Source organism: Aquibium microcysteis, from assembly GCF_014495845.1.
GTDB classification, from domain to species: Bacteria; Pseudomonadota; Alphaproteobacteria; order Rhizobiales; family Rhizobiaceae; genus Aquibium; species Aquibium microcysteis.
Map to the genome: position 1 here is coordinate 2,278,191 of NZ_CP061080.1, position 23,808 is coordinate 2,301,998.

Below are 23,808 nucleotides of genomic sequence, written 5' to 3' on the forward strand. Positions count from 1 at the left end.
CGCAGCTTACCCGAAAACGGGTAACAATAAAGCGGCTACACCCAGAAAGTTCGTAACATTTTTCTGGGCCATTCCTGCCCCGCGGGCCGCCTTGGCCGCACCTCAGACCGGCAGTCCGCCGCCCTCCTTCAGCGTTTCCAGGACGATCGCCGTCTTCACGTGCTGCACCGATTCATGCGGCAGAAGCACCCCGTTCACGAACTCCGACAGCGACTTCAGATCCGGCGTCACGACCTTGAGCACGTAGTCCATTTCCCCGGTGAGTGCATGCGCCTCCTGCACCTCGGGAAGGCGGGCGAGCAGGTCGGCGAAGCGCCGCGCGTTGTCGCGGTTGTGCGTGGCGAGGGTGACCGAGATGATGTTGACCAGTGGAAAGCCCATCTTCTCGCGGTCGAGCACGGCCCGATAGCCGCGGATGTAGCCGTCCTCTTCGAGCCTCTGGCGCCGGCGCGAACACTGCGACGCCGAGAGGTTCACCCGCTCGCCCAGCTCCCCATTCGTCAGCCGCGCATCCATCTGGAGCAGCGCCACGATCTTGCGGTCAAAACCGTCGAGTCCGTTCATGCTGCGCGGCACTCCCCGTTGTCATGCACGTTCCGTGCATGAGGACAGCATCTGCGGAGCCAGTTTGCAACCCTCGTGCATCCATATCCGTCTATCCTGATGAAACTCGGCTCCTGCCGAAAATCCAGCTCAGCCAAGGAGGATGACATGGGTCCCTTCCCGCACGACGCGCCGCCCGCCACGATCACGGAAGCGAATCCCGCCGGCACCGACGGCTTCGAGTTCGTCGAGTTCGCCCATCCGGAGCCCGCGAAGCTCGCCGAACTGTTCGCCCGCATGGGCTACGTGGCGGTGGCGAAGCACCGCACGAAGGACGTGACCGTCTGGCGCCAGGGCGACATCAACTATGTCGTCAATGCGGAGCCGGGTTCGCATGCGATGCGGTTCGTCGAGGACCATGGACCCTGCGCGCCCTCGATGGCATGGCGCGTCGTCGATGCGCGGAAGGCCTTCGAGCATGCGGTCTCGAGGGGCGCCACCCCGTATACGGGCAGCGACAAGGCGCTCGACGTCCCGGCCATCGTCGGCATCGGCGGCTCGCTGCTCTATTTCGTCGACCGCTACGGCAACAGGGGCTCGGCCTACGACGCGGAGTTCGAGTGGCTCGGGGCGCGTGACCCGAAGCCCGCCGGAGTCGGATTCTACTATCTCGACCACCTCACCCACAACGTCTACCGCGGCAACATGGACAAGTGGTGGGCCTTCTATCGCGAGCTCTTCGGCTTCACGCAGATCCACTATTTCGACATCGACGGCCGCATCACCGGCCTCGTCAGCCGCGCCATCACCTCGCCCTGCGGCAAGATCCGCATCCCGCTCAACGAGTCCAAGGACGACACCAGCCAGATCGAGGAGTACCTCAAGAAATACAAGGGCGAAGGCATCCAGCACATCGCCGTCGGCACCGACGGCATCTATGACGCGACCGATCGGCTGGCGGCCAACGGGCTGAAATTCATGCCCGGTCCGCCGGATGCCTATTACGACCTTTCGCACGACCGCGTGCAGGGCCACGACGAACCCATCGAGCGGATGAAGACGCACGGCATCCTGATCGATGGCGAAGGCGTGGTGAACGGCGGCATGACCAGGATCCTGCTGCAGATCTTCTCCAAGACCGTGATCGGCCCGATCTTCTTCGAATTCATCCAGCGCAAGGGCGACGAGGGCTTCGGCGAGGGTAATTTCCGCGCCCTGTTCGAGTCGATCGAGGAAGACCAGATCCGCCGCGGCATCATCAGCGCGCAAGCCGCGGAATAGCGTCGGCCGGAGGGGATGCGGGGCCGGTGCGGAGGAACGCCGGCCCCGTTTTCACGCATGCCGGCCGGCGCCGCAGGTACCGGGGTGCGGTGCCGATGCGAGGCCGACGGATCCGGGGTCAATCCGCGAGGCCGGCCGCCTTGCGCAGTGCCTCGTTCATGCGGCTCTGCCACCCCGGCCCGCCGGCCCGGAAGCGCTCGACGACGTCCGCATCGAGCCGCAGCGTCACTTGCTTCTTGGGGTTCTCCACCGGCGGCCGCCCGCGCCGGATGCTGGCGGCGAGTTCGGGGAACACATCCGCGAACGGCCGCGCCCGGGCGAAATCCTCCTCGGTCCATTCGGGGTTGTCGGAGACCGCGTCCCAATCCTCGCGGCTGTAGCCGCGTCCGGGCTTGAACTCCGCCTGAAGCTTACGAGGCGTCATATGGCGGTGTCTCCTTCCTGTTGGCCGGCCGCATGCTGATCACGGAAAGGGCTTCCGCTCCAAGCGGCCGGAACACGACCGCGACGAAGAAACTGCTCAGTTCCCCGACCGCGAGATAGCGTTCGCCCCGCGCGACCCGGATCACCGCCGACGCGAAGAAGTCCTCGGTCAGGGCGGAGAAGTCGAGGCCATGCTTGTCGATGTTCGCCAGTCGCTTCGGTTCGTCCCACAGGATCCGCATATTGCGTACCTACGATAAATAGCCCCTCTCCATCCCGCTCGCAAGCCTCTCCGCTCAGCCGCCCCTCTCGGCCATCCCCGGCCGCACCATCTCGGCACGGCGGACAGGCCTGTCGAAGTCGAGCGGGAATTGGTCGAGGCGCGGCGGCTTCGCCAGCATTGCATGCAGCTGGTCCACCACCAGCATGTGGTTGAGCGTCTCCGCGATCGCCGGGAAGACGCTCGTCCGAGGCGCTTCGAATTCGCCGGGTTGTAGCGAGAGAACGGCCCGGCACGGCCGGTCGTCGGACCAGCGGTTGTTCCGCGCCATCCGGCGCATGTGTGCGGCGCGCGAGATGGCTCAGGCCGGCAGCGCCGCGAGCACGATGCCGCCGAACACGACAAAGCCCGCGAGGTTGAGACCGAGCAGCTGCAGCATCCGGCGGCGCAGCGCCTGCGTTTCGCCGTCGCGGGAGACGCGCCAGTTCGTCACCGTGAAAGGCATCGCCGCATAGCGCGGCACCCCCGTCTCGTTGCGCAGCGCCGCGGATCGCTTCTCGATTCGGTAGCTCAGCCGGATCGCCTGGATGAAGACGGCGAGCATTCCCGCCGCCCAGACGCCGGAAACGATATAGAACCACGCGCCGACGTCCATTGCCGCCTCCTCCCCTGCCTGCGTCACCTTAGCGGCGAACGAGGCCCGGGCAAGGCGGCGATGTCGTCAGTGCTCGTACTTCTCCACCGTCTGCTCGATCGCGCCGAAGATCGAATGGCCCGACGCATCCTTCATCTCGATGCGGACCACGTCGCCGAAACGCATGAAGGGGGTGACCGGCCTGCCGGTCTCGATCGTCTCGATCGTGCGGATTTCCGCAATGCACGAAAAGCCCGCCCCGCCTTGCGCCACCGGCTTGCCCGGACCGCCTTCGAGCTTGTTCGACACGGTGCCCGAGCCGATGATGGCGCCTGCGCCGAGCGGCCGCGTCTTGGCGGCATGCGCGACCAGCGTCGGGAAATCGAACGTCATGTCGATGCCGGCATTGGCGCGGCCGAAAGGCTTGCCGTTGAGATCGACGCAGAGCGGCAGATGGATCTTGCCGCCGTCCCAGGCCGCGCCGAGTTCGTCCGGCGTGACGGCCACCGGCGAGAAGGCCGAGGACGGCTTCGACTGGAAGAAGCCGAAGCCCTTGGCGAGTTCGGCCGGGATCAGCCCGCGCAGCGAGACGTCGTTGACCAGCATGACCAGCCGGATGGCGGCAGCGGCTTCATCGCGCGTCGCCCCCATCGGCACGTCGTCGACCACGACCGCCACTTCCCCTTCCATGTCGATGCCGAAGGCCTCGTCGGCCATCCGGATCGGATCGCGCGGCGCCAGGAACGCGTCGGAGCCGCCCTGGTACATCAGCGGGTCGGTCCAGAACGTCTCGGGCATCTCCGCGTTGCGCGCCTTGCGCACGAGCTCGACGTGGTTGACGTAGGCCGAGCCATCCGCCCACTGGTAGGCGCGCGGCAGCGGCGACAGCGCGTCGTGCTCGTGGAATCGCTCCGAAGGCACCGCGCCATGCTCCAGGCTCTCGGCGAGCGCTTCCAGATGCGGCGCGATTCGCGTCCAGTCGTCCAGCGCGGCCTGAAGCGTCGGCACCAGGAACGAGGCGTCCGTACAGCGGGTCAGGTCCCTGGACACGACGACCACCCGTCCGTCGCGCCTGCCGTTCTTCAATGTCGCGAGTTTCACCCGGTTCGCTCCCTGGATCTTGTCGCGGTCGGCGGTTTGACCCGCCGCCGATTTCGTTGCATCGGTAACCGTCGACTTTGTAACCATCAACGCCCAATGGAACATCAGATGGAGCATGGCGCCGTCGAAGCGGCAAGTCTGGAGTTGGAGAATTTCCTCCCCTACCGCCTCAACCGGCTGGCGGAGGCGGTGAGCCGCGACTTCCAGACCATCTACCGGACGCGCTACGGTCTCACCCGGCCGGAATGGCGGCTGCTCGCCTCGCTCGGCCAGCACGGCACGATGACGGCGACCGAAGTCGGCCGCGACTCCGCCATGCACAAGACCAAGGTGAGCCGGGCCGTGACGGCGCTCGAGGAGCGACGCTGGCTGAAGCGGGAGACCGATCCCGACGACCGCCGCGTGGAACGGCTGGCACTGACGCCGGCCGGCGAGCGGGCCTATGCCGAGATCGTTCCGCTCGCCCGCCGCTTCGAGTCGGATCTGCTCACGATGCTGGCTCCAGCCGAACGGGAGGCATTGTCCGTAGGCCTGGCGGCAATCGAGCGCCGCTTCGGCGGTCGGTAGAGCATCGGAACATTCGCCGTCGCGTTCGGTTTCGAGACCTGACGCCAGACAAGCGAGGTTTTTGATGAAACGCACGATTCTCCAAGCGGCAGCCCTGGTCGCCCTGACGACAACCGCCTTCGCGCAGGAGACCGGCTCGACCGGTGCCGGCGAGGCCATCGAGCCGGAAGCCTATGCCGGCCTCTGGTACGAGATCGCCCGCACGCCCGCTCCCTTCCAGGACCAGTGCGACGGCGGCGTCACCGCCTCCTATGTGATCGAGGAGGACGGAGCGATCGGTGTCGTCAACCGGTGCGACCTCCCGGATGGCACGGTCAACAGTGTCGAGGGCACAGCCGAAACCGTCGGCGACGGCTTCCGCCGGCTGAAGGTCGACTTCCCGCAATCGCCCGAAGAGGAAGGCGCCAACTACGTCATCGAGGCGGTCGGCCCCAAGGAGGGGGACCAGTACGCCTGGGCGGTGGTGCGAGGCCCGGGCGAAGGCTTCGGCTGGATCCTCGCCCGGTCGCCGGACGTGTCTGAAGAGGTTCGCGCCGAGGCGGAAGCGGCCATGCAGGCGGCTGGCCTCGATCCCGCACGCCTGAGCAACACCGCGCAGCCGCCGCAGAACTACGAGGCGGAAGGCCACTGAGGCTGCAGGGGGTGCGGCGGCGGTGGCCCGCCGCTGCACAAGGTCCTGCGACGTCCCGAGGAGTTTGACCCCCTACGCCGGCTGGCCTATCCTGACGCCATGCGCGAAGTCCGCACCTCCGAACTGCAGCCGCAACTGGTCGATCTGCTCGACGACGTCGAGCGCGGCGAGACGATTGTGATTACCCGTGACGGACGGCCGGTGGCAAGGCTGGTGCCGGAGGCGAAGCCCGGCTCTGCCCGGTCGGCTGCGGCCGACGTCGCGGTCGAGGATTTGAAGGCGTGGCGCAGGTCGCTTCCCGCGTCGGACATCACGCTCGCCGACATCCTCTCCGCCCGGGAAGAAGGCCGCAGATAAGTGGCGATCGTCGTCGACAGTTCCGTCGCCGCCTGCTGGGCCTTGCCCGACGAGGTCTCGGACTATGCCAACCGTGTGCTCGACGGCGGCGTTCGCCTCGGAATGGTCGTGCCCGACCTGTTCTGGCACGAGCTTCGCAACGTGCTGGTGGTCAACGAGAGACGCGGCCGCCTGGCGGCCGCGCAGACGGCCCTGGCGCTGCAGAAGATCGCCGCCCTCCCGCATCTGGTCGACGCCGCGGACAATGGAAGCGGGATTGTGCTGCTTGCACGCCGGCACGCCCTCACGGCCTACGACGCCGCCTACCTCGAACTCGCCACGCGTCGGCGGCTTCCCCTCGCCACCCTCGACACGCGCCTTGCCGCGGCGGCCGCGGCCGAAGGCTGCGCCTTCACCGCTTGATCCTCACCAGTCCAGCACCACCTTGCCGGAGTTGCCGCTCTTCATCGCCTCGAAGCCTTCGATGTAGTCGCCGACGGCCAGCCGGTGGGTGATCAGGCCCGAGACGTCGAGCGGGCCCTGCACCAGCGCGATCATCTTGTACCAGGTCTCGAACATCTCGCGGCCGTAGATGCCCTTCAGCGTCAGCATCTTGAAGATCACCTTGTTCCAGTCGATCTCGAAGCCGGTCGGCGCGATGCCGAGGATGGCGATCCTGCCGCCATTGTTCATGGCGTCGATCATGTCGCGGAAGGCGACCGCCGAGCCCGACATTTCGAGCCCCACGTCGAAGCCCTCGCGCATGCCTTCCTGGCGCATCACGTCGGAGAGCTTCTCCTTCGAGGCGTCGACCACGTGGCGGATGCCGAGCCTGCGCGCGAGGTCCAGCCGGGTCGGGTTGATGTCGGTGATGACGACCTTGCGCGCGCCCACCGCCTGCGCCACCAGCGCGCCCATGATGCCGATCGGCCCCGCGCCGGTCACCAGCACGTCCTCCCCCACCAGATCGAACGACAGCGCCGTGTGCACGGCGTTGCCGAGCGGGTCGAAGATCGCGGCGATCTCGTCGGGGATGTCGTCGGGGATCGGCACGACGTTGTGCTGCGGCAGGCAGAGATATTCGGCGAAGGCGCCCGGCCGCTGCACGCCGACCCCCAGCGTGTTGCGGCACAGATGCCCCCTGCCCGCCCGGCAGTTGCGGCACTGGCCGCAGACGATGTGACCTTCGCCCGAGACCCGCTGCCCGACATGGTAGCCGGTCACCGCCGAGCCGAAATCGGCGACGGTACCGACGAACTCGTGTCCCGTCACCAGCGGCACCGGCACGGTCCTGCGCGCCCAGTCGTCCCACTTGTAGATGTGGACGTCGGTGCCGCAGATCGCCGTCTTCCTCACCCTGATCAGCACGTCGTTGGGGCCGATCTCTGGGATCGGAACGGCCTCCATCCAGATACCGGGCTCATCCTTCGCCTTCACGAGGGCGCGCATCATATTGGACATTGGTCTGCTCCACCGCGTCATTCAGGGTTCCGACGCATCCTCTTGCAACCGGCGCGCAAGGTCCATCCGCTGGTGGAGAATCGCGACGATCGCCACCTCGCCATCGGCCCGCATTTTCCAGAAGATGAAATGGCTCTGGTACCGCGTGAAGAAACCGTCGACACCGAACTCCGAGGGAATGCGCCGCCAGGTCACCTTTCTTTCGGCGATGTCGTCGAACCGCGCGAACGCACCATCCAGATATCTGTCGGCCTGGGTTTTACCGAACTGCTGAAGGCTGTAGCGGTAGATTTCTTCCAGCCGAGCCGACGCTGCCGGCTGGATGAAATATTTCCTCACTATCGAGCGGCCAACGCGCGCCGACGGATGTCGTCGGCGGAGAGGTACTCGTATTCGCTGTCTGCGACGGCGAACGCGTCCTGCAACCGGACCTTCATGGCCTCCATCGCCTCGTGTTCGGCCCGTTCCTTGTCACGACGGATAAGGTCTCGGACATATTCGCTGACGCTCTCGTAGTCGCCATCAGAGATCGTCTCGGTGACGAAATCGCGCAGCGATCCGCTGATGCGAACGTTCAGGTTCATCACATCTGACATCGTGACCTCCTCAAGCGACGATATCTGGAATAATGTCGCACATCAACCGACGATCCCCAACTCCCGCCCCACCTCGTCGAACGCCGCCACCGCCCGGTCGATGTCCGCGAAACTGTGCGCGGCCGACATCTGCGTCCGGATGCGTGCCTGGCCCTTGGGCACCACGGGGAACGAGAACCCGACGACGTAGATGCCGCGCGCCAGCATCTTCTCCGCCATCGCGCCGGCAAGTGCGGCGTCTCCGATCATCACCGGGATGATCGGGTGGTCGGCGCCGGCGAGCGTGAAGCCGAGCTTCGTCATGGAGGCGCGGAAGCGCTCGGCGTTGGCGCGGAGCTTCGCGCGCAGGTCGTCGCCCTGCTCCACGATGTCGAGCACCTTCAGCGAGGCCGCGGCGATGGCGGGCATCAGCGTGTTGGAGAAGAGATAGGGCCGCGAGCGCTGGCGCAGCCAGTCGACCACCTCGCGCCGCCCCGCCGTATAGCCGCCCGACGCGCCACCGAGCGCCTTGCCGAGGGTGCCGGTGACGATGTCGACGCGGCCCTCGACGCCGCAGTGCTCGGCCGAGCCGCGCCCATGCGCGCCGACGAAGCCGACGGCATGGCTGTCGTCGACCATGACCATCGCGCCATATTTATCCGCCAGATCGCAGACGCCGCCGAGATTGGCGATGATGCCGTCCATCGAGAAGACGCCGTCGGTGGCGATCATCTTGAAGCGGCAGCCTTCCGCCTTCTTCAGCTCTTCTTCCAGCGCTGCCATGTCGTTGTTGGCATAGCGGAAACGCTTCGCCTTGGAGAGCCGGACGCCGTCGATGATCGAGGCGTGGTTCAGCGCATCCGAGATCACCGCATCCTCCTCGGACAGAAGTGTCTCGAACAGGCCGCCATTGGCGTCGAAGCAGGAGCCGTAGAGGATCGTATCCTCGAAGCCGAGGAAGCCGGAAATCCGGGCTTCCAGCTGCTTGTGCTCCTCCTGCGTGCCGCAGATGAAGCGCACGGACGCCATGCCGTAGCCGTAGCGGTCGAGCCCCGCCTTCGCGGCCTCGCGCAGTTCAGGCGAATCGGCGAGACCGAGATAGTTGTTGGCGCAGAAATTGAGCACCTTGGCGCCGCCGGCGACCGCGATCTCGGCCGACTGCATCGACGTGATGATGCGTTCGGATTTGTAGAGCCCTGCCGCCTTCAGCCCCTCGAGTTCGACAGCGAGATGCGAAAGGTAGGCCTTGTTCATGGCGCGCGTGCTCCTGGATGACGACCGATCATCGCCCCGCCGATCGCCCGGCGCTACCGCAAATGCGACGGGCGCGGCCACCGCCCCGCCCGCCGCCCGCCTCAGAAGAACGCCTGGATGCCCGTCTGCGCCCGGCCGAGGATGAGCGCATGGACGTCGTGCGTGCCCTCGTAGGTGTTGACGGTCTCGAGGTTCTGCGCGTGGCGCATCACGTGGTAGCCGATCTGGATGCCGTTGCCGCCATGCATGTCGCGGGCCTGGCGGGCGATGTCGAGCGCCTTGCCGCAATTGTTGCGCTTGACGATCGAGATCATCTCCGGGGCCATCCTGCCCGCGTCCATCAGCCGCCCGACCCGCAGCGACGCCTGCAGCCCGAGCGCGATCTCGGTCTGCATGTCGGCGAGCTTCTTCTGGTAGAGCTGCGTGGCCGCCAGCGGCCGGCCGAACTGCTTGCGGTCGAGACCGTACTGGCGCGCCCGCAGCCAGCAGTCCTCGGCCGCGCCCATCGCACCCCAGGAGATGCCGTAGCGCGCCCGGTTGAGACAGCCGAACGGTCCCTTCAGGCCGGACACGTTGGGCAGCAGCGCGTCCTCGGAAACCTCGACGCCCGCCATCACGATCTCGCCGGTGATCGACGCGCGCAGCGAGAGCTTGCCCTCGATCTTCGGCGCGGTCAGGCCCTTCATGCCCTTTTCCAGCACGAAGCCGCGGATCTCGTCCTTGCCGTCGGCGCCCCTGAGCTTGGCCCAGACCACGAACACGTCGGCGATCGGCGCGTTGGAGATCCACATCTTGGAGCCGGAGAGGCGGTAACCGCCGTCGATCGCCTCGGCCCGCGTCTTCATGCCGCCCGGGTCGGAGCCGGCGTCCGGCTCGGTCAGGCCGAAGCAGCCGATCCATTCGCCCGAGGCGAGCTTCGGCAGGTATTTCTGCCGCTGCGCCTCCGAGCCGTAGGCCTGGATCGGATACATGACCAGCGAGGACTGCACGCTCATCATCGAGCGGTAGCCCGAATCGATGCGTTCCACTTCGCGCGCGACCAGCCCGTAGGTGACGTAGCCGGCGCCGAGCCCGCCATAGGCCTCCGGCACGGTGACGCCGAGGAGCCCGGCCGCGCCCATCTCGGCGAAGATCGCCGGATCGGTGGTCTCGCCCAGATACGCCGCCTCGATGCGCGGGACCAGCCGGTCCGCGCAGAACGCCGCCGCCCCGTCGCGCACCATGCGCTCGTCCTCCGACAGCTGGTCGTCGAGAAGGAACGGGTCCTCCCAGGCGAAGGCGGCGAGCGCCTCCTTCGAGACGGGCTTCTGGATGTTCATCGATCTGGTCCTCGTCAGGTGTTGTCCGGACCCTCTTTAAAGCAAGGAGACCCGGCGGGGAAAGACGCCTCCTCCCCTGGCGCCGAAATCCGCAGGCCGGAAGCTTTCGGTAACCATGGCCGGAAGTCGGCGCGGCGAGGTTCCGCTTTCGATCATTCGCTATCCACCGGTTAACCGTCGCGGGCTAGCGTCGAACCTCGAGGAAGCGCCGGGGCGGGGGCCAAGCGCACGATGTTCAGAACGGGCTCGGCCGCAGTCCTGCGAAAGCCGGTAAAGATGATCCAGAGGGCCTACGTGGCGGCACTGGTGATCATCGCATCCATGCTGTTTGCGTCCTTCATACTGCTCAACCACATGATCGGTGCGCAGCAGCGCGAGGAGCATCGGGTTTCCATCGCAGAAACGCAGCGCGCCCTGTCCCAGCGGATCGTGTTTCTCGCCAACGCCGCCCAGCGCGCTGCACCGGAGCGCCAGTCGACCATCGTGCTCGCTCTCCGGCAGGCGACGATCGAGTTCGAGCGCAACTATGCCGAACTGCTGTCCGAGACGAAGGCCGTGCCGGAATCCGCGGCAAGGCTGGAAGCCGGCACGATCGAGAACATCCTCTACGCGAAGCCGTTTCATCTCGAATACTTCACCGACGGACTGGCCGCCAACAGCTGGCGGCTCATCGCCTCGCTGCAGACCGAGAACGCACCCGTGACGAGTCGGCTCGTCTATCGCGGGGGCAAGGAACGGGCGCAGATGGACGAGCGGCTCGCCACGGCGACGATGGATGGATACTCGGCTCTGCGCGATCGCCTCTCGATCCTGTCCCGTGACCATCTGTCCCGCCTCGTCGCCGCGCACCGGACCCTGTTCGCGGCGACGCTCTTCGTCCTCGTGCTCGTCGCCGCGTTCATCTTCAGGCCGATGGCCCTCCTGATCGGACGACGCACGGACCAGCTCGTCGAAGCCCGCAACGCCATGGCCCACAACGCCATCCATGACGGCCTGACCGGCCTCCACAACCGGGTGTTCCTGAACTATCGCTTCGGAACGTTCCTCGAAGAGGCCGCGACCCGAGGTCACCGGCTCGCCGTTCTCCAGTTCGACCTCGACCGCTTCAAGCAGATCAACGACACCCTGGGCCATGCTGCCGGCGACCACGTGCTGACGATGACGGCGCAGCGCATGCGGCGTGCCGGAGGATCGGACGACGTCTGCATCCGCCTCGGCGGCGACGAGTTCGTGGTGATCGTCCCGCACGCCCTCGACGATGCAGGCGTGGCGGCGACGGCGGAGCGGATTCTTCGCCTGATCAACCAGCCCATCGAGTTCGAGGGCCAGACCATCCACGCCGGCGCCAGCGCGGGCATCGCCTTCTTCCCGGAGGACGGGCGCGAACCGTCGGAGCTGCTCAACCACGCCGACGTCGCGCTCTACGCTGCCAAGAAGTCCGGGGGCGGCGCCTTCTCTTTCTTCAACGGAGAGCTGCGGCGCGAACTGGAGGAACGCAAGGAGATCGAGCGCGAACTCGTGATGTCGATCGCGCGGCGCGATTTCGCGGTGCGCTTCCAGCCCCAGGTCTCGCTCGGGCACGGGGCGGTGACGGGCATCGAGGCGCTGGTCCGCTGGCATCCTCCGGGACGCGATTTCGTGTCTCCCGCCATCTTCCTGCCGATTGCGGAGAAATCGGGCCTCATGCCCGCCATCGGCCGCATCGTCTTTCGCGAGGCGATCGTTGCGGCCGCACGCTGGCACAAGCAGGGCCTCCAGTTCGGCCGCCTGGCGCTCAATGCCTCGGGCAGCGAACTGGCGCAGCAGGATTTCGCGCGCTTTCTCTTCGACACGCTGGCGGAGACGGGGCTTCCGCCGCACCGGCTCGCTCTCGAAATCGTCGAGTCGGTCATTCTCGACGACGAGAAGACCGGCATCGCGGCAACCCTGCGGACGATCCGCGCCGCCGGCGTCCATCTCGAGCTCGACGACTTCGGGACCGGCTACGCCTCGCTGACGCATGTCGATCCGCGCCAGATCGACCGCATCAAGATCGACCGGCGCTTCGTCCAGAACATTCAGGACAACGACCAGAACGCCCATATCGTGCGCGCCGTGATCGACCTCGCCGACCGGCTGGGGATCGGCATCATCGCAGAGGGGGCGGAGACGGACGCCGAACTCGCCGAACTCGCCGCGCTCGGCTGCGACGAAGTCCAGGGCTTCGGCATCGCTTTTCCTATGCCCGAAGATGCGATGTCGGCCTGGCTGGCCGGGGGAGCAACGAGCCTGCGCAGGGGCGACGCGGACACGGGAGAGAACGGCCGCGATGCCGCCTGATCAGGCCCTGAGCGTCAGGCGGATGCCGTCGTAGATCGCCGCGTGGATGTTGCGGGACGCGACCGCGTCGCCGATGCGGTACAGCGTGAAGAGGCCGTCCGGATGACGGGCAGGAAACACCTCCCCGCCCTTGACGAGCCGCTCGTAGTCGACGGCCCCGCGGTTGCGCGAGGCAGGCTTCAGCGAATGGTAGAGATCGGCGTTCGGTGCCGTGCCGTGTTCGGCGACCACCTGCTGCACGCGCCGCTCCGCCCGCCAGCCTTTCGCGAAATCCGATCCAAGCACCGCCACCAGCATGTTTCCGTCGCGGCGAACCGAGACGAGCCGCGTGTTGATGGTCACCTGCACGCCGTGCCGGTGAAAGGCCGCCATGTAAGGCACGTGGTTCATGCCGCCCATCTCGGGCGCGAAGAAGCGCTCGGGCGAGACGAGTTCCACCGATGAACCGGCGACGGCCGCCACTTCGGCAGCCGTCATGCCCGGATGTCCGCCGTTGTCGTCGTAGACGAGAATGCGCTCGGCCGGCGCGGCTGCGCCCGCGATCAGGTCCCAGCTCGAGGTGACGAGGTCGGAGCCTTCCTCCAGTTCCGGCAGCTGCGGAAGACCGCCAGTCGCCACCACGACGACGTCCGGCGAGAGCGCCATTACGTCGTCCGCTTCGGCCCAGACGTCGGTGCGTATGTCGACGCCGAGCCGATCCAGCTCGGCGAGCCGCCAGTCGATGATGCCGATCAGGTCCTTCCGGCGCGGGTTGAGCGCCGCGAGCCGGATCTGCCCGCCCGCCTGCGACGCGGCTTCGAGAACCGTCACATGATGCCCGCGCTCGGCCGCGACACGCGCGGCCTCAAGTCCCGCTGGGCCCGCCCCCACCACGACGAACCGTTTCGCCGCGCCCTCCGTGCGCGCGATCACGTGCGGGATCGCCGCCTCGCGCCCGGTCGCGGCATTGTGGATGCACAGCGCCTCGCCGCCCTCGTAGATGCGGTCGAGGCAGTAGGTCGCGCCGACGCAGGGCCGGATTCGATGCTCCGCTCCGGCCATCACCTTGGCGACGATGTGCGGGTCGGCGATGTGGGCGCGGGTCATGCCGACCATGTCGAGCTTGCCCGTCGCGATGGCGTGCCTAGCCGTCGCCACGTCGGCGATGCGCGCGGCGTGGAACACGGGAATCTTCGCCTGCGCCCGCACCTCCCCGGCGAAATCGAGATGCGGCGAGGAGCGCATGCCGGCGATCGGTATGACGTCCGTCAGCGCCGCGTCGGTCTCGATATGGCCGCGGATGATGTTGAGGAAGTCGACCTTGCCGGACGCCACGATCCGCCGTGCGATCTCCACGCCCTCGTCGCGCGACAGCCCCCTGTCCCAGTCTTCGTCGGCAACCATCCGGATCCCGACGACGAAGTCCGGGCCGACCGATTGCCGAACGGCATCAAGCACCTGCATGGAGAACCGGATTCGGTTGTCGAGCGATCCGCCATAGGCGTCCTCGCGCCGGTTGGTGGCGGGCGACCAGAACTGGTCCAACAGGTGGCCGTAGGCCTCGAACTCGATCCCGTCGAGCCCGGCCGCCTGGCAGCGCTGCGCCGCCGCGGCGTAGTCGGCGACGATCCGCTCGATGTCCCAGTCCTCGGCCTCCTTCGGGAAGGCGCGATGCGCCGGTTCGCGCACCGGCGAGGCCGACAGCACCGGCAGCCAGTCGGCCTTGTTCCAGCCCGTCCGGCGGCCGAGATGGGTGAGCTGGATCATCACCTTGCAGTCGTGCTCGTGGCAGGCGTCGGCGAGTTCGGCGAGCCACGGCACGATCTCGTCGCGATAGGCCTGCAGGTTGCCGAAGGCGGCCGGGCTGTCGCGCGAGACCAGCGCCGATCCCGCCGTCATGGTCAGCGCCATGCCGCCCCTGGCCTTTTCGGCATGATAGAGCCGGTAGCGCTCCTTCGGCATGCCATCTTCCGAATAGGCCGGCTCGTGGCTGGTCGACATCACCCGATTCTTCAGCGTGAGATGCTTCAGACGGTAGGGCTGGAGGAGCGGATCGTTGGGCGAGGACATGGGTTCCGGCTAGCGTGGTCTGGCGGGCAGAGTCTTGGGGTCGCGGGCGCCGTGGAGAACGCGAACGACCTCCGAGGCACTGGTTCGATAGTAGATCAGAGAGGGATAAGGGCGCGTGTTCTGGATGCGGACGGATGTCTTGTCCGTCGCACGTCCCGTCTCCGGAAAATCGCGAATGTCGCGGAGGACCTGCAGCAACCTCTCTTGGAAGCCGGCACGCGCGGACGGCGACTGGATTGGAAGATAACCATAGATGTCCCGAATCTCGTCGCTGGCCGCGCGCGTGAGCCTGATCTTCACAGGCGGCGATTCGACAGAAGGGCCGCGACCTCATCGTCGGAAGCGAACTCGCCACGCTCGGCTTGCGCCAGCCCTTCTTCGACGGCCGCCCGCTCCTCCTCCGAAAGCACGTAGACGCTCTCATTCGCCCCGCCGACGACCTCCATGATCGTGCGCGCGAGTTCGTCCTGCTCGGCGGGGTCGAGCTGGCGGGCCGCCTCGATGGCGATTTCGAGAAGTCGGGTCATGACGGCATCCTACCATTTCGAGAGTCGGTTCGCCATGCCGGCCGCGCAAGCCTGCCGCCTCCGTTCCGGGAAAGCTGGGCCGGCCGCTCGACATCGCGCGGTCCTTCAGGTGTCGGATGCTCGAGCCGGCAGAGTCCCGGCAGAGCGTCATCGGCCGAACACCTTCAACTCGTCGGGATGCCTTGCCCCATGACGGAAGGCATGAACCACGACTTCGCCCTGATGAACCTCGTAAAGGATGAGGTATCGATACGGAGACAGGTTGACGCGCCGGACTCCGTCCTCCGACGTCTTGACTCCGGTTTCGGGAAAGTCCCGCAATCGCAGCAGGATTGCATCGATGCGCCTCGCAAGCCCGCTCGCCGCCTGCGGTGCCTCCTGCTTGAGACCGACAAGGATTTCCTCGATCTCCAGTGCCGCCGGGGGCGTGACCCGCACACGCATCAGCGATACTTGGCAAGCATCGCTTCGAGTTCCTCTTCGGAAACGAACTCGCCCCTGCGAACGCAGTCACGGGACCGTTCCACGGCCGCCCGCTCCTCCTCCGAAAGCACGTAGACGCTCTCATTCGCACCGCCGACGATCTCCATGATCGTGCGCGCGAGTTCATCCTGCTCGGCGGGGTCGAGCTGGCGGGCCGCCTCGATGGCGATTTCCAGAAGTCGGGTCATGGCCGCACTCTACCATTTCGAGCCGCCCTCTGCCACGGGTCACCGGTCCGCGCTTCGCCGACGCCACCCTTGCGTGCGTCGATTCAGGCGCACGGATGCGCCGCGCCGCCGGCCTCACTGGCAATTGTAGCGGCTCAGCACCAGCTCGCCGTCGGCCGACAGGAAATCCGCCACCTTCCATTCGCCGTCGACGCGCTTCAGCCGCCATTCCATTCGATGCCGCTGGCCGCCGGCCGTGAAGGCGGCGATCACCGTCGCCTGGTCGCCGCGCACCGCCTCCACCGTCCGGACCGCGTCGCCGGTCTCCGACGCCGCCGGTTCCGCGAAGGCGAAGGCGAGATTGGGATCGAGGCATTCCCCCTCGCCGGAAGACTTCAGCTTGTCGTTGTCGTCGAGGATCGTCCGGGCCGGATCGGTGAAGTGGGAGCGCAGCGCCGGGTCCGTCTCGGCCCCCGGCCTCTGGTAGAACAGCCTGACGATCTCCTGCGGCGTCGCAGCGGCGGCGGCAGTGGCCGGCAGAGCGAGCGACGCTGCGATGATGGCGGGGGCGAAAAGACGAGACGGCATGGTCGTCCCTCCGGACGGGCGCGGGGTTCAATACCACGCATCCTCCACCGCCGCCTTCCGGCGCGCAATGAAATCCTTCAGTGCCTCGTCGATCCCCTCGTCGAGCGGCGGTGCCTCGTAGTCGGCCAGCATCTGCTTCCACTTCGCGTTGGCGCGTGTCGCCGCGTCTGCCGATCCGGCCGCCTCCCACTTCTCGAAGGGTTCGTTGTCCGCGATCGCCGAATCCCAGAACGCCGTCTCGTAATTGGCCATGGTGTGGGCGCAGCCGAAGAAGTGACTGCCCGGACCGACCTCGCGGAAGGCGTCGAGCGCGAGCTGGTTGTCGTCGACCTTCACCCCGTCGAGATAGCTGTGCAGCGCGCCGCAGAAATCGGCGTCCATCACGAACTTTTCGTAGGACATCGACAGGAGCCCGTCGAGGAAGCCGGCCGAATGCAGGATGAAATTGGCGCCGCAGTGCACGGCCGCCAGCATCGACATGGTGCTCTCGTTCATCGCCTGCCCGTCCGGCAGCTTCGACGTCGTGAACGAGCCCGAGCAGCGCAGCGGCAGGTTCAGGCGCCGCGCCAGCTGGCCGATCACCATCGAGCCGATCGCCGGTTCCGGCGTGCCGAAGGTCGGGGAGCCCGAGCGCAGCGACATCGACGACAGGAAGTTGCCGAAGATCACCGGCGCACCCGGCCGCTCGAGTTGCGTCAGCGCACAGCCCGCCATGGTCTCGGCCAGCGACTGGGCGATCGCCCCCGCATTCGTCACCGGCCCCATCGCGCCGCCGAGGATGAACGGCACGACCACGGCCGCCTGGTTGGCGCGGGCATAGGCGCGCAGCGCCGTCGTCATGGTCGCGTCCCAGACCAGCGGCGAGTTGACGTTGACGTTGCCGAGGATGACGCAGTTCTCGTCGGTGAAGCGCTCGCCGAAGACGATGCGGGCCATCGCGATCGACTCCTCCGCCCGGCTCTCCGCCGTCACCGACCCCATGAAGGGCCGGTCCGAATAGCGGATGTGGGCATAGACCATGTCGAGATGGCGCTTGTTCACCGGCACGTCGACCGGCTCGCAGATCGTCCCGCCCGAATGATGCAGCCAGGGCGAGGCCTGCGCCAGCTTGATGAAGTTCTCGAAGTCCTCGATCGTGCCGTAGCGGCGGCCGCGATCGAGGTCCATGACGAAGGGCGAGCCGTAGGCCGGCGAGAAGACGACGGAGCGGCCGCCGATCTCCACCGATTTCGCCGGATTGCGCGCGTGCTGGGTGAAGCTGGCCGGCGCCGTCTTCAGCACCGCGCGCAGCAGCCCCGGCTCGAACCGCACCAGCACGCCGTCCACCCGGGCGCCGGCCCGCCGCCAGTGGTCGAGCGCCACCGGATCGTCGCGGAACTCGATCCCGATCTCGGCCAGGATCCGGTCGGCCGCGGCCTCGATGCGCACGAGGTTCTCTTCCGACAGGATGTCGTAGGTGGGAATGTTGCGCACGATGTAGGGCCGCCCGAGCCCGCGCTCGCCATGGCTGCGCTGCTCGCGCCGCGCCTGGCGGCCGGAGCGCTCGCGTCTGGTCCGGCTCTCCTCGACCATGGCCATCGTCGCTCCTCCCGATATCCTCGCCCGGAGCCTAATGTGCCGGGCATGCCGCCCGATAGGCCGCGCAGCGCCGTCCCCCGGCCTGTTTGCGCCTCGCTGCGCTTCGGCCCTCGTCCGGCCACCCGAATCCCGCTAGAAGCCCCGGATGCCGATCCGCCAGCTTCCAGAGACCGTGATCAACCAGATCGCCGCCGGCGAGGTCATCGAACGGCCGGCCAGCGTCGTGAAGGAACTCGTCGAGAACGCGCTCGATGCCGGCGCGACGCGCATCGAGATCGCCACCGCGGGCGGCGGGCTGAACCTGATCCGCGTCGTCGACGACGGCGGCGGAATTCCGGCGTCCGAGCTGTCGCTCGCGGTGTCGCGCCACTGCACCTCCAAGCTGTCCGACGACATCCACGACATCCGCTCGCTCGGCTTCCGCGGCGAGGCCCTGCCCTCGATCGGCTCGGTCTCGCGGCTCACCATCCGCTCGCGCACGGTCGAAGCCGACGAGGCGATGGAGATCGCGGTGGAGGGCGGCCGGGTCTCGCCGCTGCGGCCGGCCGCCGCCAACCGTGGAACGCAGGTCGAGGTGCGCGACCTTTTCTACGCCACGCCCGTCCGGCTGAAGTTCATGAAGGGCGAGCGTGCGGAATCCACCGCCATCACCGACGTCGTCAAGCGCATCGCGGTCGCCTTTCCCGCCGTCCGTTTCACGCTCTCGGGCACCGATCGCACGCGGCTCGACCTGCCGGCCGAGACCGACGACGAGGACGGCCGGCTGCGCCGCCTGGCGAAGGTTCTGGGCGAGGAGTTCCCGAAGAACGCGCTGCCGCTCGACGCACTGCGCGAGGGCGTGCATCTCGGCGGCCAGGTGTCGATCCCCTCCTTCACGCGCGCCAACGCGCTGATGCAGTTCGCCTATGTCAACGGCAGACCCGTGCGCGACCGCCAGATCGCCGCGGCGATCCGCGCCGCCTATGCCGACGTGCTGCCGCGCGACCGCCATGCCATCGCCGCCCTGTTCCTGACGCTCGATCCGGGGCTGGTCGACGTCAACGTCCACCCCGCCAAGGCCGACGTACGTTTCCGCGATCCGGGGCTGGTGCGCGGGCTGATCATCGGCGCGATCCGCCAGGCGCTGGCGCAGGCCGGCATGCGTCCCGCCACGTCCGGCACCGCCGGCATGATGGCCGCGTTCCGCCCGGGCGGCGCGCCCGCGCCGCATGCGGGCCCTGCGGGCGCGCACCGCAGCGACGATGCCGCGCGGCGCGGCTGGCCGTCCGGCGGCTTCGACCTCGACAGTTCGCCGAGCCGCCCGCTCGACGGCTTCGGCGAGGCCGCCCAGGCCGCCTTCGCGCACCGGCCGGGTGCCGACGCACGGGGGGCCGCGGAACCGGCGCCCGAGACGCTGCGCCATCCGCTGGGTGCGGCCCGCGCCCAGGTCCATGCCAACTACATCGTCGCGCAGACCGAGGATTCGCTGGTCATCGTCGACCAGCACGCCGCGCATGAAAGGCTCGTCTACGAGGCGCTGAAACAGGCGATCCATGCCCGTCCCCTGCCCGCCCAGATGCTGCTCCTGCCCGAGATCGTCGACCTTCCCGAGGAGGATGCCGAACGGCTCGCATCGCACGCCGGCACGCTCGCCCGCTTCGGCCTCGGTCTCGAGCGCTTCGGCCCGGGCGCGGTGGCGGTGCGCGAGACGCCCGCCATGCTCGGCGAGACCGACGTCCAGGGCCTCGTCCGCGACCTGGCCGACGAGATCGCCGAGACTGATTCGGCCGACGGGCTGAAGCAGCGGCTCGACGCCATTGCCGCCACCATGGCCTGCCATGGCTCGGTGCGGTCGGGACGGCGGCTGAAGCCGGAGGAGATGAACGCGCTGCTGCGCCAGATGGAGGCGACGCCCGGCTCCGCGACGTGCAATCACGGTCGTCCGACCTACATCGAGCTCAAGCTCTCCGACATCGAGCGGCTGTTCGGCCGTCATTGACAGCGCCGAGCGCGCGGAAGCTTGACCGGACGAAGGTTTTGTGGCGCTAAGGACGCGGCAAGTGAGAGAGCGATGAACAGGTTCGAAGGTCCGGGCGCGAGGGAAGCGCGGCTGCGGTATCTGGACGGCGATTTCCAGGTCGCCAGCCCGGGCGCGTTCGTGCGCTGCGCCGTTACCGGCGAGAGCATCCCGCTCGACGAACTCAAGTACTGGTCCGTCGCGCGCCAGGAAGCCTATGTCAGCGCGTCCGTCTCGCTCGCGCGCGAGCTCGAGGCCAATCCGCATCTGCGTCGGCGCGGCTGACGCCTCCCGCGCCAGCAGCCCCTGCGCCTACCGCCTGGTTCCGGGCGCATAGCGCCGCTTCTCGAACTCCCGTATCGCGTTGTCGATCAGGCGTCGCGGCACCACCGGATCATCGAAGACGAGGTCGATCGGCAGCGTCAGCGTCCGCTCCGCCAGAGCGCGCGCAGCCGCCGTTCCGCTCCTCAGGCGCATGACATCCTTCTCGGTCGTCACGAGGTCGAGACCCGACGCATCCGCATCGCGGGCGAGCTCGGCGATCTCGCCGTCGGTGAAGGGATGGTGGTCGCCGAACACCCGCCGCACCACGATCGTCCCGCCGGCATCCTCGATCGTGCCGAAGAACTTCGCAGGGTCACCGATACCGGCGAAGGCGAGGAGGCGGCGGCCGGCAATCGCCGCCGCGTCGCGCGGCTTCACCCGCGCCCGGTAGGCCGGCCGGCCGGCGCGCGCAGCCTTGCGGATGGCGGCGGCGGCTCCGTCCCCGGTCCCGATCGCCAGGACGGCATCGGCATGGCGGATCTGGCTCACGAAGGGCGCACGCATCGGTCCGCCCGGCACCACATGGCCGTTGCCGAGCCCGCGCCGGGCGTCGATGACCAGCAGCGAATGGTCGAAATGGATGCGCGCGCTCTGGAAACCGTCGTCCATGATCAGGAAGTCGCAGCCGAGGCCGATCAGGATGCTCGCTCCCGCCGCCCGGTCCGGCGACACCGCCACAGGCGCATGCTGGGCGATCAGCAGCGGCTCGTCGCCGACATGGCGTGCGGTGTCGTGGTGAAGGTCGACGAGATGCGGTTCCGCAACGCTGCCGCCATAGCCGCGCGACAGGACGCCGGGCTTCAGCCCCATCCGCTCGGCCTCCTGCACCAGGGCCACGACCGTCGGGGTCTTGCCGGCGCCGCCGACGGTGAAGTTGCCGACGCAGAAGACCGGAACGTCGAGCGGCTCCCGCCTGGCCCCGATCATGCGCCGCGCGGCGGCGAAGCCATAGAGGGCCGATGCCGGCCAGAGCGCCCAGGCGCGCCAGTCCGGCTTCTCCCACCAGAACGGCGGCGCTTCGCTCGTCATCGCCTCAGCGCCTCGTGCCTTCGTCGAGCCGGGCCTTCACGATGAGCGGATTGATGTAGGGCTCCAGCGCCTTCAGCGTCGCCGGCAGCGCCCCGCGCATCTCGTTGACGGTCGCCAGCGCAGCGTCGATCATCTCGCGCCGCTTGCCCTCGTTGGCGAGCAGGAAGTTCACGGCACCCGCCAGCATGTCGCGGTCGGTCACCAGTCGGGCCCCGCCACGCTCGATCAGCCTCTCGTAGGAATCGCGGAAGTTCTGGACGTTCCGACCCGCGAGGATCGCCGTCTCGAGAATGGCCGGCTCCAGCGGGTTCTGTCCGCCCTCCGCCGTCAGCGACCGGCCGACGAATGCGATCTCGGTGACGCGGAGGAAGAGACCCATGTCGCCGATCGTGTCGCCGAGCAGCACGTCGACTTCCGGCTCCACCGGCTCGCCGAGGCTGTGGCGCGCGACCGTCAGCCCGGCCTCGCGAAAGGCGCCGAGCAGTCCCTCTGCCCGTTCCGGGTGGCGCGGCACGATGATCGACAGGATGCCGGGGTAGCGCCGCTTCAGCAGCCGGTGCACCTCGATCGCGATCGCCTCCTCGCCTTCATGGGTGGAGATCGCCGCCCAGGTCGGACGCTTGCCGATCTGCGAGCGAAGCAGCCGCAGTTCCCGCTCGTCGACCGCCGGAGGATCTGTGTCGACCTTGAGGTTGCCCGAAACCGTGACGGGCCGCGCGCCCAACTGGCGGAAGCGTTCTCCGTCGGTCTCCGACTGCGCCACCACGTGCGACAGGTTCTCGAACAGGGCTTCGGCGAGATAGGCGCGCTTCGTCCACGCCGCGAACGACCGGTCGGACAGGCGCCCGTTGACCAGAACCTGCGGCACGCGTCGCGCGCCGAGCTCCAGGATCGTCATCGGCCAGATTTCGGATTCGGCGATGATGGCCAGATCCGGCTTCCAGTGGTCGAGGAAGCGGCTCACCGTAGGCTTCAGGTCGAGCGGCACGTACTGATGCAGCACGCGTTCGTCGAAGCGCGACTGGACGATCTGCGCCGAGGTCACCGTGCCGGTGGTGAAGACGACGTTGATGTCGAATCCGGAGATCCGCCGCACCAGCGGGATGACGGCATAGGATTCGCCGACGCTCGCCGCATGGATCCAGACCAGCGGCCCGGGCGGCCGCTTCACGACGGCGTATCCGTAGCGCTCGCGGCGCCGCGAGCGCTCTTCCTTGCCGCGCGTCGTCCGCCAGGCGATGTAGCCGCCGACGAACGGGTAGGCGGCCGCTCCGGCGAAGCGATAGGCCGTCAGCATCGCGCGTGCCCAGCGTTCGCTCATGAGGTTCGATCGACCAGCCCGTAGGCCTTCGCGGTGGCGGCGTCGAGACTCGCCGTCACCTCCCGCCGCTTCTGTTCCAGCAATGCCTCGTTCGCATCCGCGGGCACGTAGACCGGCTCGCCCACCACGACCGCCTTGCGTCCGAACGGCAGGTTGATCGTCGTCCTGTCCCAGCTCGACGCGATCACCTTGCGCCGGCTCGTGGCGAGCGCGACCGGCACCACCGGCCGCCCCGAGAATTTGGCGAGCATCACGATGCCGAGCCCTGCATCGCGCGGTGTTCCGTGCGGGATGTCGGCGATCATCGCCACGGAGCGCCCGGTATCGAGCAGCCGCTTCAGCATGATGAGCGCGCGCGCGCCGCCCTTGTCGGCATTGTGCGCGTTGGCGCGTCCGCCCGATCCGCGCACCGTCTCGAAGCCGAAACGCTCGGCCACGCGCGCATTGAGTTCGGCGTCCCGGCTCTTCGAGAACAGCGCCGCCATCTTCAGCCACCGCGGCTTCAGGCAGGGGGCCATCAGATGCTGGCCGTGCCAGAACGCCGCGATTCCCGGCGCCAGGCTGGCATAGGCCTTCTCGAGACTGTCAGACCCCTCGACGGTGCGGTTGGTCAGGTAGATGAAGCGGAGCGCCGCCGCCAGCGCGAAGGCGACCAGATCGGCCACGAAACGTGATTCGGCCAGCGGCGTCCGGATGCGACGCCAGAAGGCCTTCAGAGGGCCGGGCCGGGCAGATCTCGACCGTCGCCGGCCGTCCATCTTGCTGGCGGAAGCCACGGGAGGCACGTCGGTCATCCGCCCTCGCCGGTCCGGGCGGGCTTGTCGCTTCCGGGGTCGAGAAGACGATGCAGGTGGACGATGAAGTAGCGCATGTGCGCGTTGTCGACGGTCGCCTGCGCCTTCGCGCGCCACGCCAGCTGGGCCGACTGGTAGTCGGGAAAGATGCCGACGATGTCGAGGTCGTCGAGATTGCGGAAGCGAACTTCGCCGAGCGACTTCAGTTCGCCGCCGAAAACGAGGTGCAAGAGCTGCTTGCCGTCGGCGTTTTCAGTCATTTTCCCGTCCGCGGATGTCGGTTGAGCC

General features: G+C 67.8%; 30 protein-coding genes. 8 read left to right on the top strand and 22 right to left on the bottom strand.

What is annotated here, in order from left to right; all coding sequences use genetic code 11:
- Positions 1 to 102: 102 nt before the first annotated feature.
- Positions 103 to 564 carry an Lrp/AsnC family transcriptional regulator gene (locus IAI54_RS10565; RefSeq protein ID WP_187972298.1) on the bottom strand — a complete coding sequence of 154 codons (462 nt, stop codon included), beginning with the start codon at positions 562 to 564 and terminating at the stop codon, positions 103 to 105.
- 147 nt (positions 565 to 711) lie between these two features.
- Between IAI54_RS10565 and hppD the strand changes: the two genes are divergently transcribed.
- Positions 712 to 1,824, top strand: a complete 1,113-nt coding sequence (gene hppD, locus IAI54_RS10570) for a 4-hydroxyphenylpyruvate dioxygenase (protein ID WP_187972299.1) — start codon at positions 712 to 714, stop codon at positions 1,822 to 1,824.
- 118 nt (positions 1,825 to 1,942) lie between these two features.
- Here hppD and IAI54_RS10575 read toward each other — a convergent pair whose 3' ends face one another.
- The 5 genes from IAI54_RS10575 to IAI54_RS10595 all read right to left on the bottom strand — a co-directional run bounded on the left by IAI54_RS10575 (position 1,943) and on the right by IAI54_RS10595 (position 4,202).
- Entirely contained in the window at positions 1,943 to 2,248 is a 306-nt protein-coding gene (locus IAI54_RS10575) for a BrnA antitoxin family protein (RefSeq protein ID WP_187972300.1), read from the bottom strand.
- A complete protein-coding gene (locus tag IAI54_RS10580) occupies positions 2,235 to 2,489 on the bottom strand; it encodes a BrnT family toxin (protein WP_187972301.1) in 255 nt (84 codons plus the stop codon). The genes IAI54_RS10575 and IAI54_RS10580 overlap by 14 nt, the downstream gene beginning before the upstream one ends.
- A gap of 54 nt (positions 2,490 to 2,543) precedes the next feature.
- Positions 2,544 to 2,798 carry a DinB family protein gene (locus IAI54_RS29205; protein WP_338021496.1) on the bottom strand — a complete coding sequence of 85 codons (255 nt, stop codon included), beginning with the start codon at positions 2,796 to 2,798 and terminating at the stop codon, positions 2,544 to 2,546.
- 30 nt (positions 2,799 to 2,828) lie between these two features.
- On the bottom strand, positions 2,829 to 3,122 hold the full coding sequence (locus IAI54_RS10590; protein WP_187972303.1) for a hypothetical protein: 294 nt from the start codon (positions 3,120 to 3,122) through the stop codon (positions 2,829 to 2,831).
- 66 nt (positions 3,123 to 3,188) lie between these two features.
- The gene (locus IAI54_RS10595) at positions 3,189 to 4,202 is read right to left on the bottom strand and encodes a fumarylacetoacetate hydrolase family protein (RefSeq protein ID WP_187972304.1); all 1,014 of its coding nucleotides are present in this window, start codon (positions 4,200 to 4,202) and stop codon (positions 3,189 to 3,191) included.
- A 108-nt stretch (positions 4,203 to 4,310) separates the two neighbouring features.
- Between IAI54_RS10595 and IAI54_RS10600 the strand changes: the two genes are divergently transcribed.
- The 4 genes from IAI54_RS10600 (at position 4,311) to IAI54_RS10615 (ending at position 6,159) form a co-directional block, all read left to right on the top strand.
- Positions 4,311 to 4,769 (top strand): MarR family winged helix-turn-helix transcriptional regulator, encoded by a 459-nt coding sequence (locus tag IAI54_RS10600; RefSeq protein ID WP_187972305.1) that lies wholly within the window; start codon positions 4,311 to 4,313, stop codon positions 4,767 to 4,769.
- Positions 4,770 to 4,833: 64 nt separating this feature from the next.
- Positions 4,834 to 5,400, top strand: a complete 567-nt coding sequence (locus IAI54_RS10605) for a lipocalin family protein (RefSeq protein WP_187972306.1) — start codon at positions 4,834 to 4,836, stop codon at positions 5,398 to 5,400.
- Positions 5,401 to 5,499: 99 nt separating this feature from the next.
- Positions 5,500 to 5,757: a type II toxin-antitoxin system Phd/YefM family antitoxin gene (locus tag IAI54_RS10610; protein ID WP_187972307.1), complete on the top strand. Its 258-nt coding sequence runs from the start codon at positions 5,500 to 5,502 to the stop codon at positions 5,755 to 5,757.
- Positions 5,758 to 6,159: a type II toxin-antitoxin system VapC family toxin gene (locus IAI54_RS10615; RefSeq protein ID WP_187972308.1), complete on the top strand. Its 402-nt coding sequence runs from the start codon at positions 5,758 to 5,760 to the stop codon at positions 6,157 to 6,159. It abuts the gene before it with no gap.
- Positions 6,160 to 6,162: 3 nt separating this feature from the next.
- On the opposite strand, the gene tdh is transcribed toward IAI54_RS10615, so the two are convergent.
- The 5 genes from tdh to IAI54_RS10640 all read right to left on the bottom strand — a co-directional run bounded on the left by tdh (position 6,163) and on the right by IAI54_RS10640 (position 10,345).
- Entirely contained in the window at positions 6,163 to 7,197 is a 1,035-nt protein-coding gene (tdh, locus tag IAI54_RS10620; RefSeq protein WP_187972309.1) for an L-threonine 3-dehydrogenase, read from the bottom strand.
- 21 nt (positions 7,198 to 7,218) lie between these two features.
- On the bottom strand, positions 7,219 to 7,536 hold the full coding sequence (locus IAI54_RS10625; protein ID WP_187972310.1) for a type II toxin-antitoxin system RelE/ParE family toxin: 318 nt from the start codon (positions 7,534 to 7,536) through the stop codon (positions 7,219 to 7,221).
- A complete protein-coding gene (locus IAI54_RS10630; RefSeq protein ID WP_187972311.1) occupies positions 7,536 to 7,793 on the bottom strand; it encodes a ribbon-helix-helix domain-containing protein in 258 nt (85 codons plus the stop codon). Before IAI54_RS10630 ends, IAI54_RS10625 begins: the two co-directional genes overlap by 1 nt.
- Before the next feature lie 42 nt (positions 7,794 to 7,835).
- Positions 7,836 to 9,026, bottom strand: coding sequence for a glycine C-acetyltransferase (locus tag IAI54_RS10635; protein ID WP_187972312.1), 1,191 nt, complete (start codon positions 9,024 to 9,026; stop codon positions 7,836 to 7,838).
- Between the two features lie 101 nt (positions 9,027 to 9,127).
- Positions 9,128 to 10,345 (bottom strand): acyl-CoA dehydrogenase, encoded by a 1,218-nt coding sequence (locus IAI54_RS10640; RefSeq protein ID WP_187972313.1) that lies wholly within the window; start codon positions 10,343 to 10,345, stop codon positions 9,128 to 9,130.
- A 276-nt stretch (positions 10,346 to 10,621) separates the two neighbouring features.
- Here IAI54_RS10640 and IAI54_RS10645 point away from each other — a divergent pair, with 276 nt between their 5' ends.
- The gene (locus tag IAI54_RS10645; RefSeq protein ID WP_187972314.1) at positions 10,622 to 12,664 is read left to right on the top strand and encodes a putative bifunctional diguanylate cyclase/phosphodiesterase; all 2,043 of its coding nucleotides are present in this window, start codon (positions 10,622 to 10,624) and stop codon (positions 12,662 to 12,664) included.
- Here IAI54_RS10645 and IAI54_RS10650 read toward each other — a convergent pair whose 3' ends face one another.
- The 7 genes from IAI54_RS10650 to IAI54_RS10680 all read right to left on the bottom strand — a co-directional run bounded on the left by IAI54_RS10650 (position 12,665) and on the right by IAI54_RS10680 (position 18,056).
- Complete coding sequence (locus IAI54_RS10650; RefSeq protein ID WP_187972315.1) at positions 12,665 to 14,713, bottom strand: NADH:flavin oxidoreductase; 2,049 nt, start codon at positions 14,711 to 14,713, stop codon at positions 12,665 to 12,667. It abuts the gene before it with no gap.
- 9 nt (positions 14,714 to 14,722) lie between these two features.
- Positions 14,723 to 15,013, bottom strand: coding sequence for a type II toxin-antitoxin system RelE/ParE family toxin (locus tag IAI54_RS29290; protein WP_187972316.1), 291 nt, complete (start codon positions 15,011 to 15,013; stop codon positions 14,723 to 14,725).
- Positions 15,010 to 15,240, bottom strand: a complete 231-nt coding sequence (locus IAI54_RS10660; RefSeq protein WP_187972317.1) for a hypothetical protein — start codon at positions 15,238 to 15,240, stop codon at positions 15,010 to 15,012. The genes IAI54_RS29290 and IAI54_RS10660 overlap by 4 nt, the downstream gene beginning before the upstream one ends.
- 147 nt (positions 15,241 to 15,387) lie before the next feature.
- Complete coding sequence (locus IAI54_RS10665; RefSeq protein WP_187972318.1) at positions 15,388 to 15,684, bottom strand: type II toxin-antitoxin system RelE/ParE family toxin; 297 nt, start codon at positions 15,682 to 15,684, stop codon at positions 15,388 to 15,390.
- Positions 15,684 to 15,911 (bottom strand): hypothetical protein, encoded by a 228-nt coding sequence (locus tag IAI54_RS10670; protein ID WP_187972319.1) that lies wholly within the window; start codon positions 15,909 to 15,911, stop codon positions 15,684 to 15,686. The genes IAI54_RS10665 and IAI54_RS10670 overlap by 1 nt, the downstream gene beginning before the upstream one ends.
- Positions 15,912 to 16,025: 114 nt before the next feature.
- Positions 16,026 to 16,478 carry a hypothetical protein gene (locus IAI54_RS10675; RefSeq protein WP_187972320.1) on the bottom strand — a complete coding sequence of 151 codons (453 nt, stop codon included), beginning with the start codon at positions 16,476 to 16,478 and terminating at the stop codon, positions 16,026 to 16,028.
- A 27-nt stretch (positions 16,479 to 16,505) separates the two neighbouring features.
- Positions 16,506 to 18,056 (bottom strand): trimethylamine methyltransferase family protein, encoded by a 1,551-nt coding sequence (locus IAI54_RS10680; protein WP_187972321.1) that lies wholly within the window; start codon positions 18,054 to 18,056, stop codon positions 16,506 to 16,508.
- Positions 18,057 to 18,201: 145 nt separating this feature from the next.
- On the opposite strand from IAI54_RS10680, the gene mutL reads away from it, so the two are divergent.
- Both mutL and IAI54_RS10690 read left to right on the top strand, forming a co-directional pair.
- Positions 18,202 to 20,034 (top strand): DNA mismatch repair endonuclease MutL, encoded by a 1,833-nt coding sequence (mutL, locus tag IAI54_RS10685; protein WP_187972322.1) that lies wholly within the window; start codon positions 18,202 to 18,204, stop codon positions 20,032 to 20,034.
- Positions 20,035 to 20,106: 72 nt separating this feature from the next.
- Positions 20,107 to 20,337: a DUF2093 domain-containing protein gene (locus tag IAI54_RS10690; RefSeq protein ID WP_187972323.1), complete on the top strand. Its 231-nt coding sequence runs from the start codon at positions 20,107 to 20,109 to the stop codon at positions 20,335 to 20,337.
- Positions 20,338 to 20,364: 27 nt separating this feature from the next.
- Here IAI54_RS10690 and lpxK read toward each other — a convergent pair whose 3' ends face one another.
- Genes lpxK through IAI54_RS10710 form a run of 4 tightly spaced genes read right to left on the bottom strand, consistent with a single transcriptional unit; the run spans position 20,365 to position 23,780 of the window.
- On the bottom strand, positions 20,365 to 21,405 hold the full coding sequence (lpxK, locus tag IAI54_RS10695; RefSeq protein WP_187972324.1) for a tetraacyldisaccharide 4'-kinase: 1,041 nt from the start codon (positions 21,403 to 21,405) through the stop codon (positions 20,365 to 20,367).
- Positions 21,406 to 21,409: 4 nt separating this feature from the next.
- Entirely contained in the window at positions 21,410 to 22,726 is a 1,317-nt protein-coding gene (waaA, locus tag IAI54_RS10700; protein WP_187972325.1) for a lipid IV(A) 3-deoxy-D-manno-octulosonic acid transferase, read from the bottom strand.
- Positions 22,723 to 23,484, bottom strand: a complete 762-nt coding sequence (locus tag IAI54_RS10705; protein WP_187973111.1) for a lysophospholipid acyltransferase family protein — start codon at positions 23,482 to 23,484, stop codon at positions 22,723 to 22,725. The genes waaA and IAI54_RS10705 overlap by 4 nt, the downstream gene beginning before the upstream one ends.
- A gap of 32 nt (positions 23,485 to 23,516) precedes the next feature.
- Positions 23,517 to 23,780 (bottom strand): DUF4170 domain-containing protein, encoded by a 264-nt coding sequence (locus IAI54_RS10710; RefSeq protein WP_187972326.1) that lies wholly within the window; start codon positions 23,778 to 23,780, stop codon positions 23,517 to 23,519.
- Between the last annotated feature and the right edge of the window lie 28 nt (positions 23,781 to 23,808).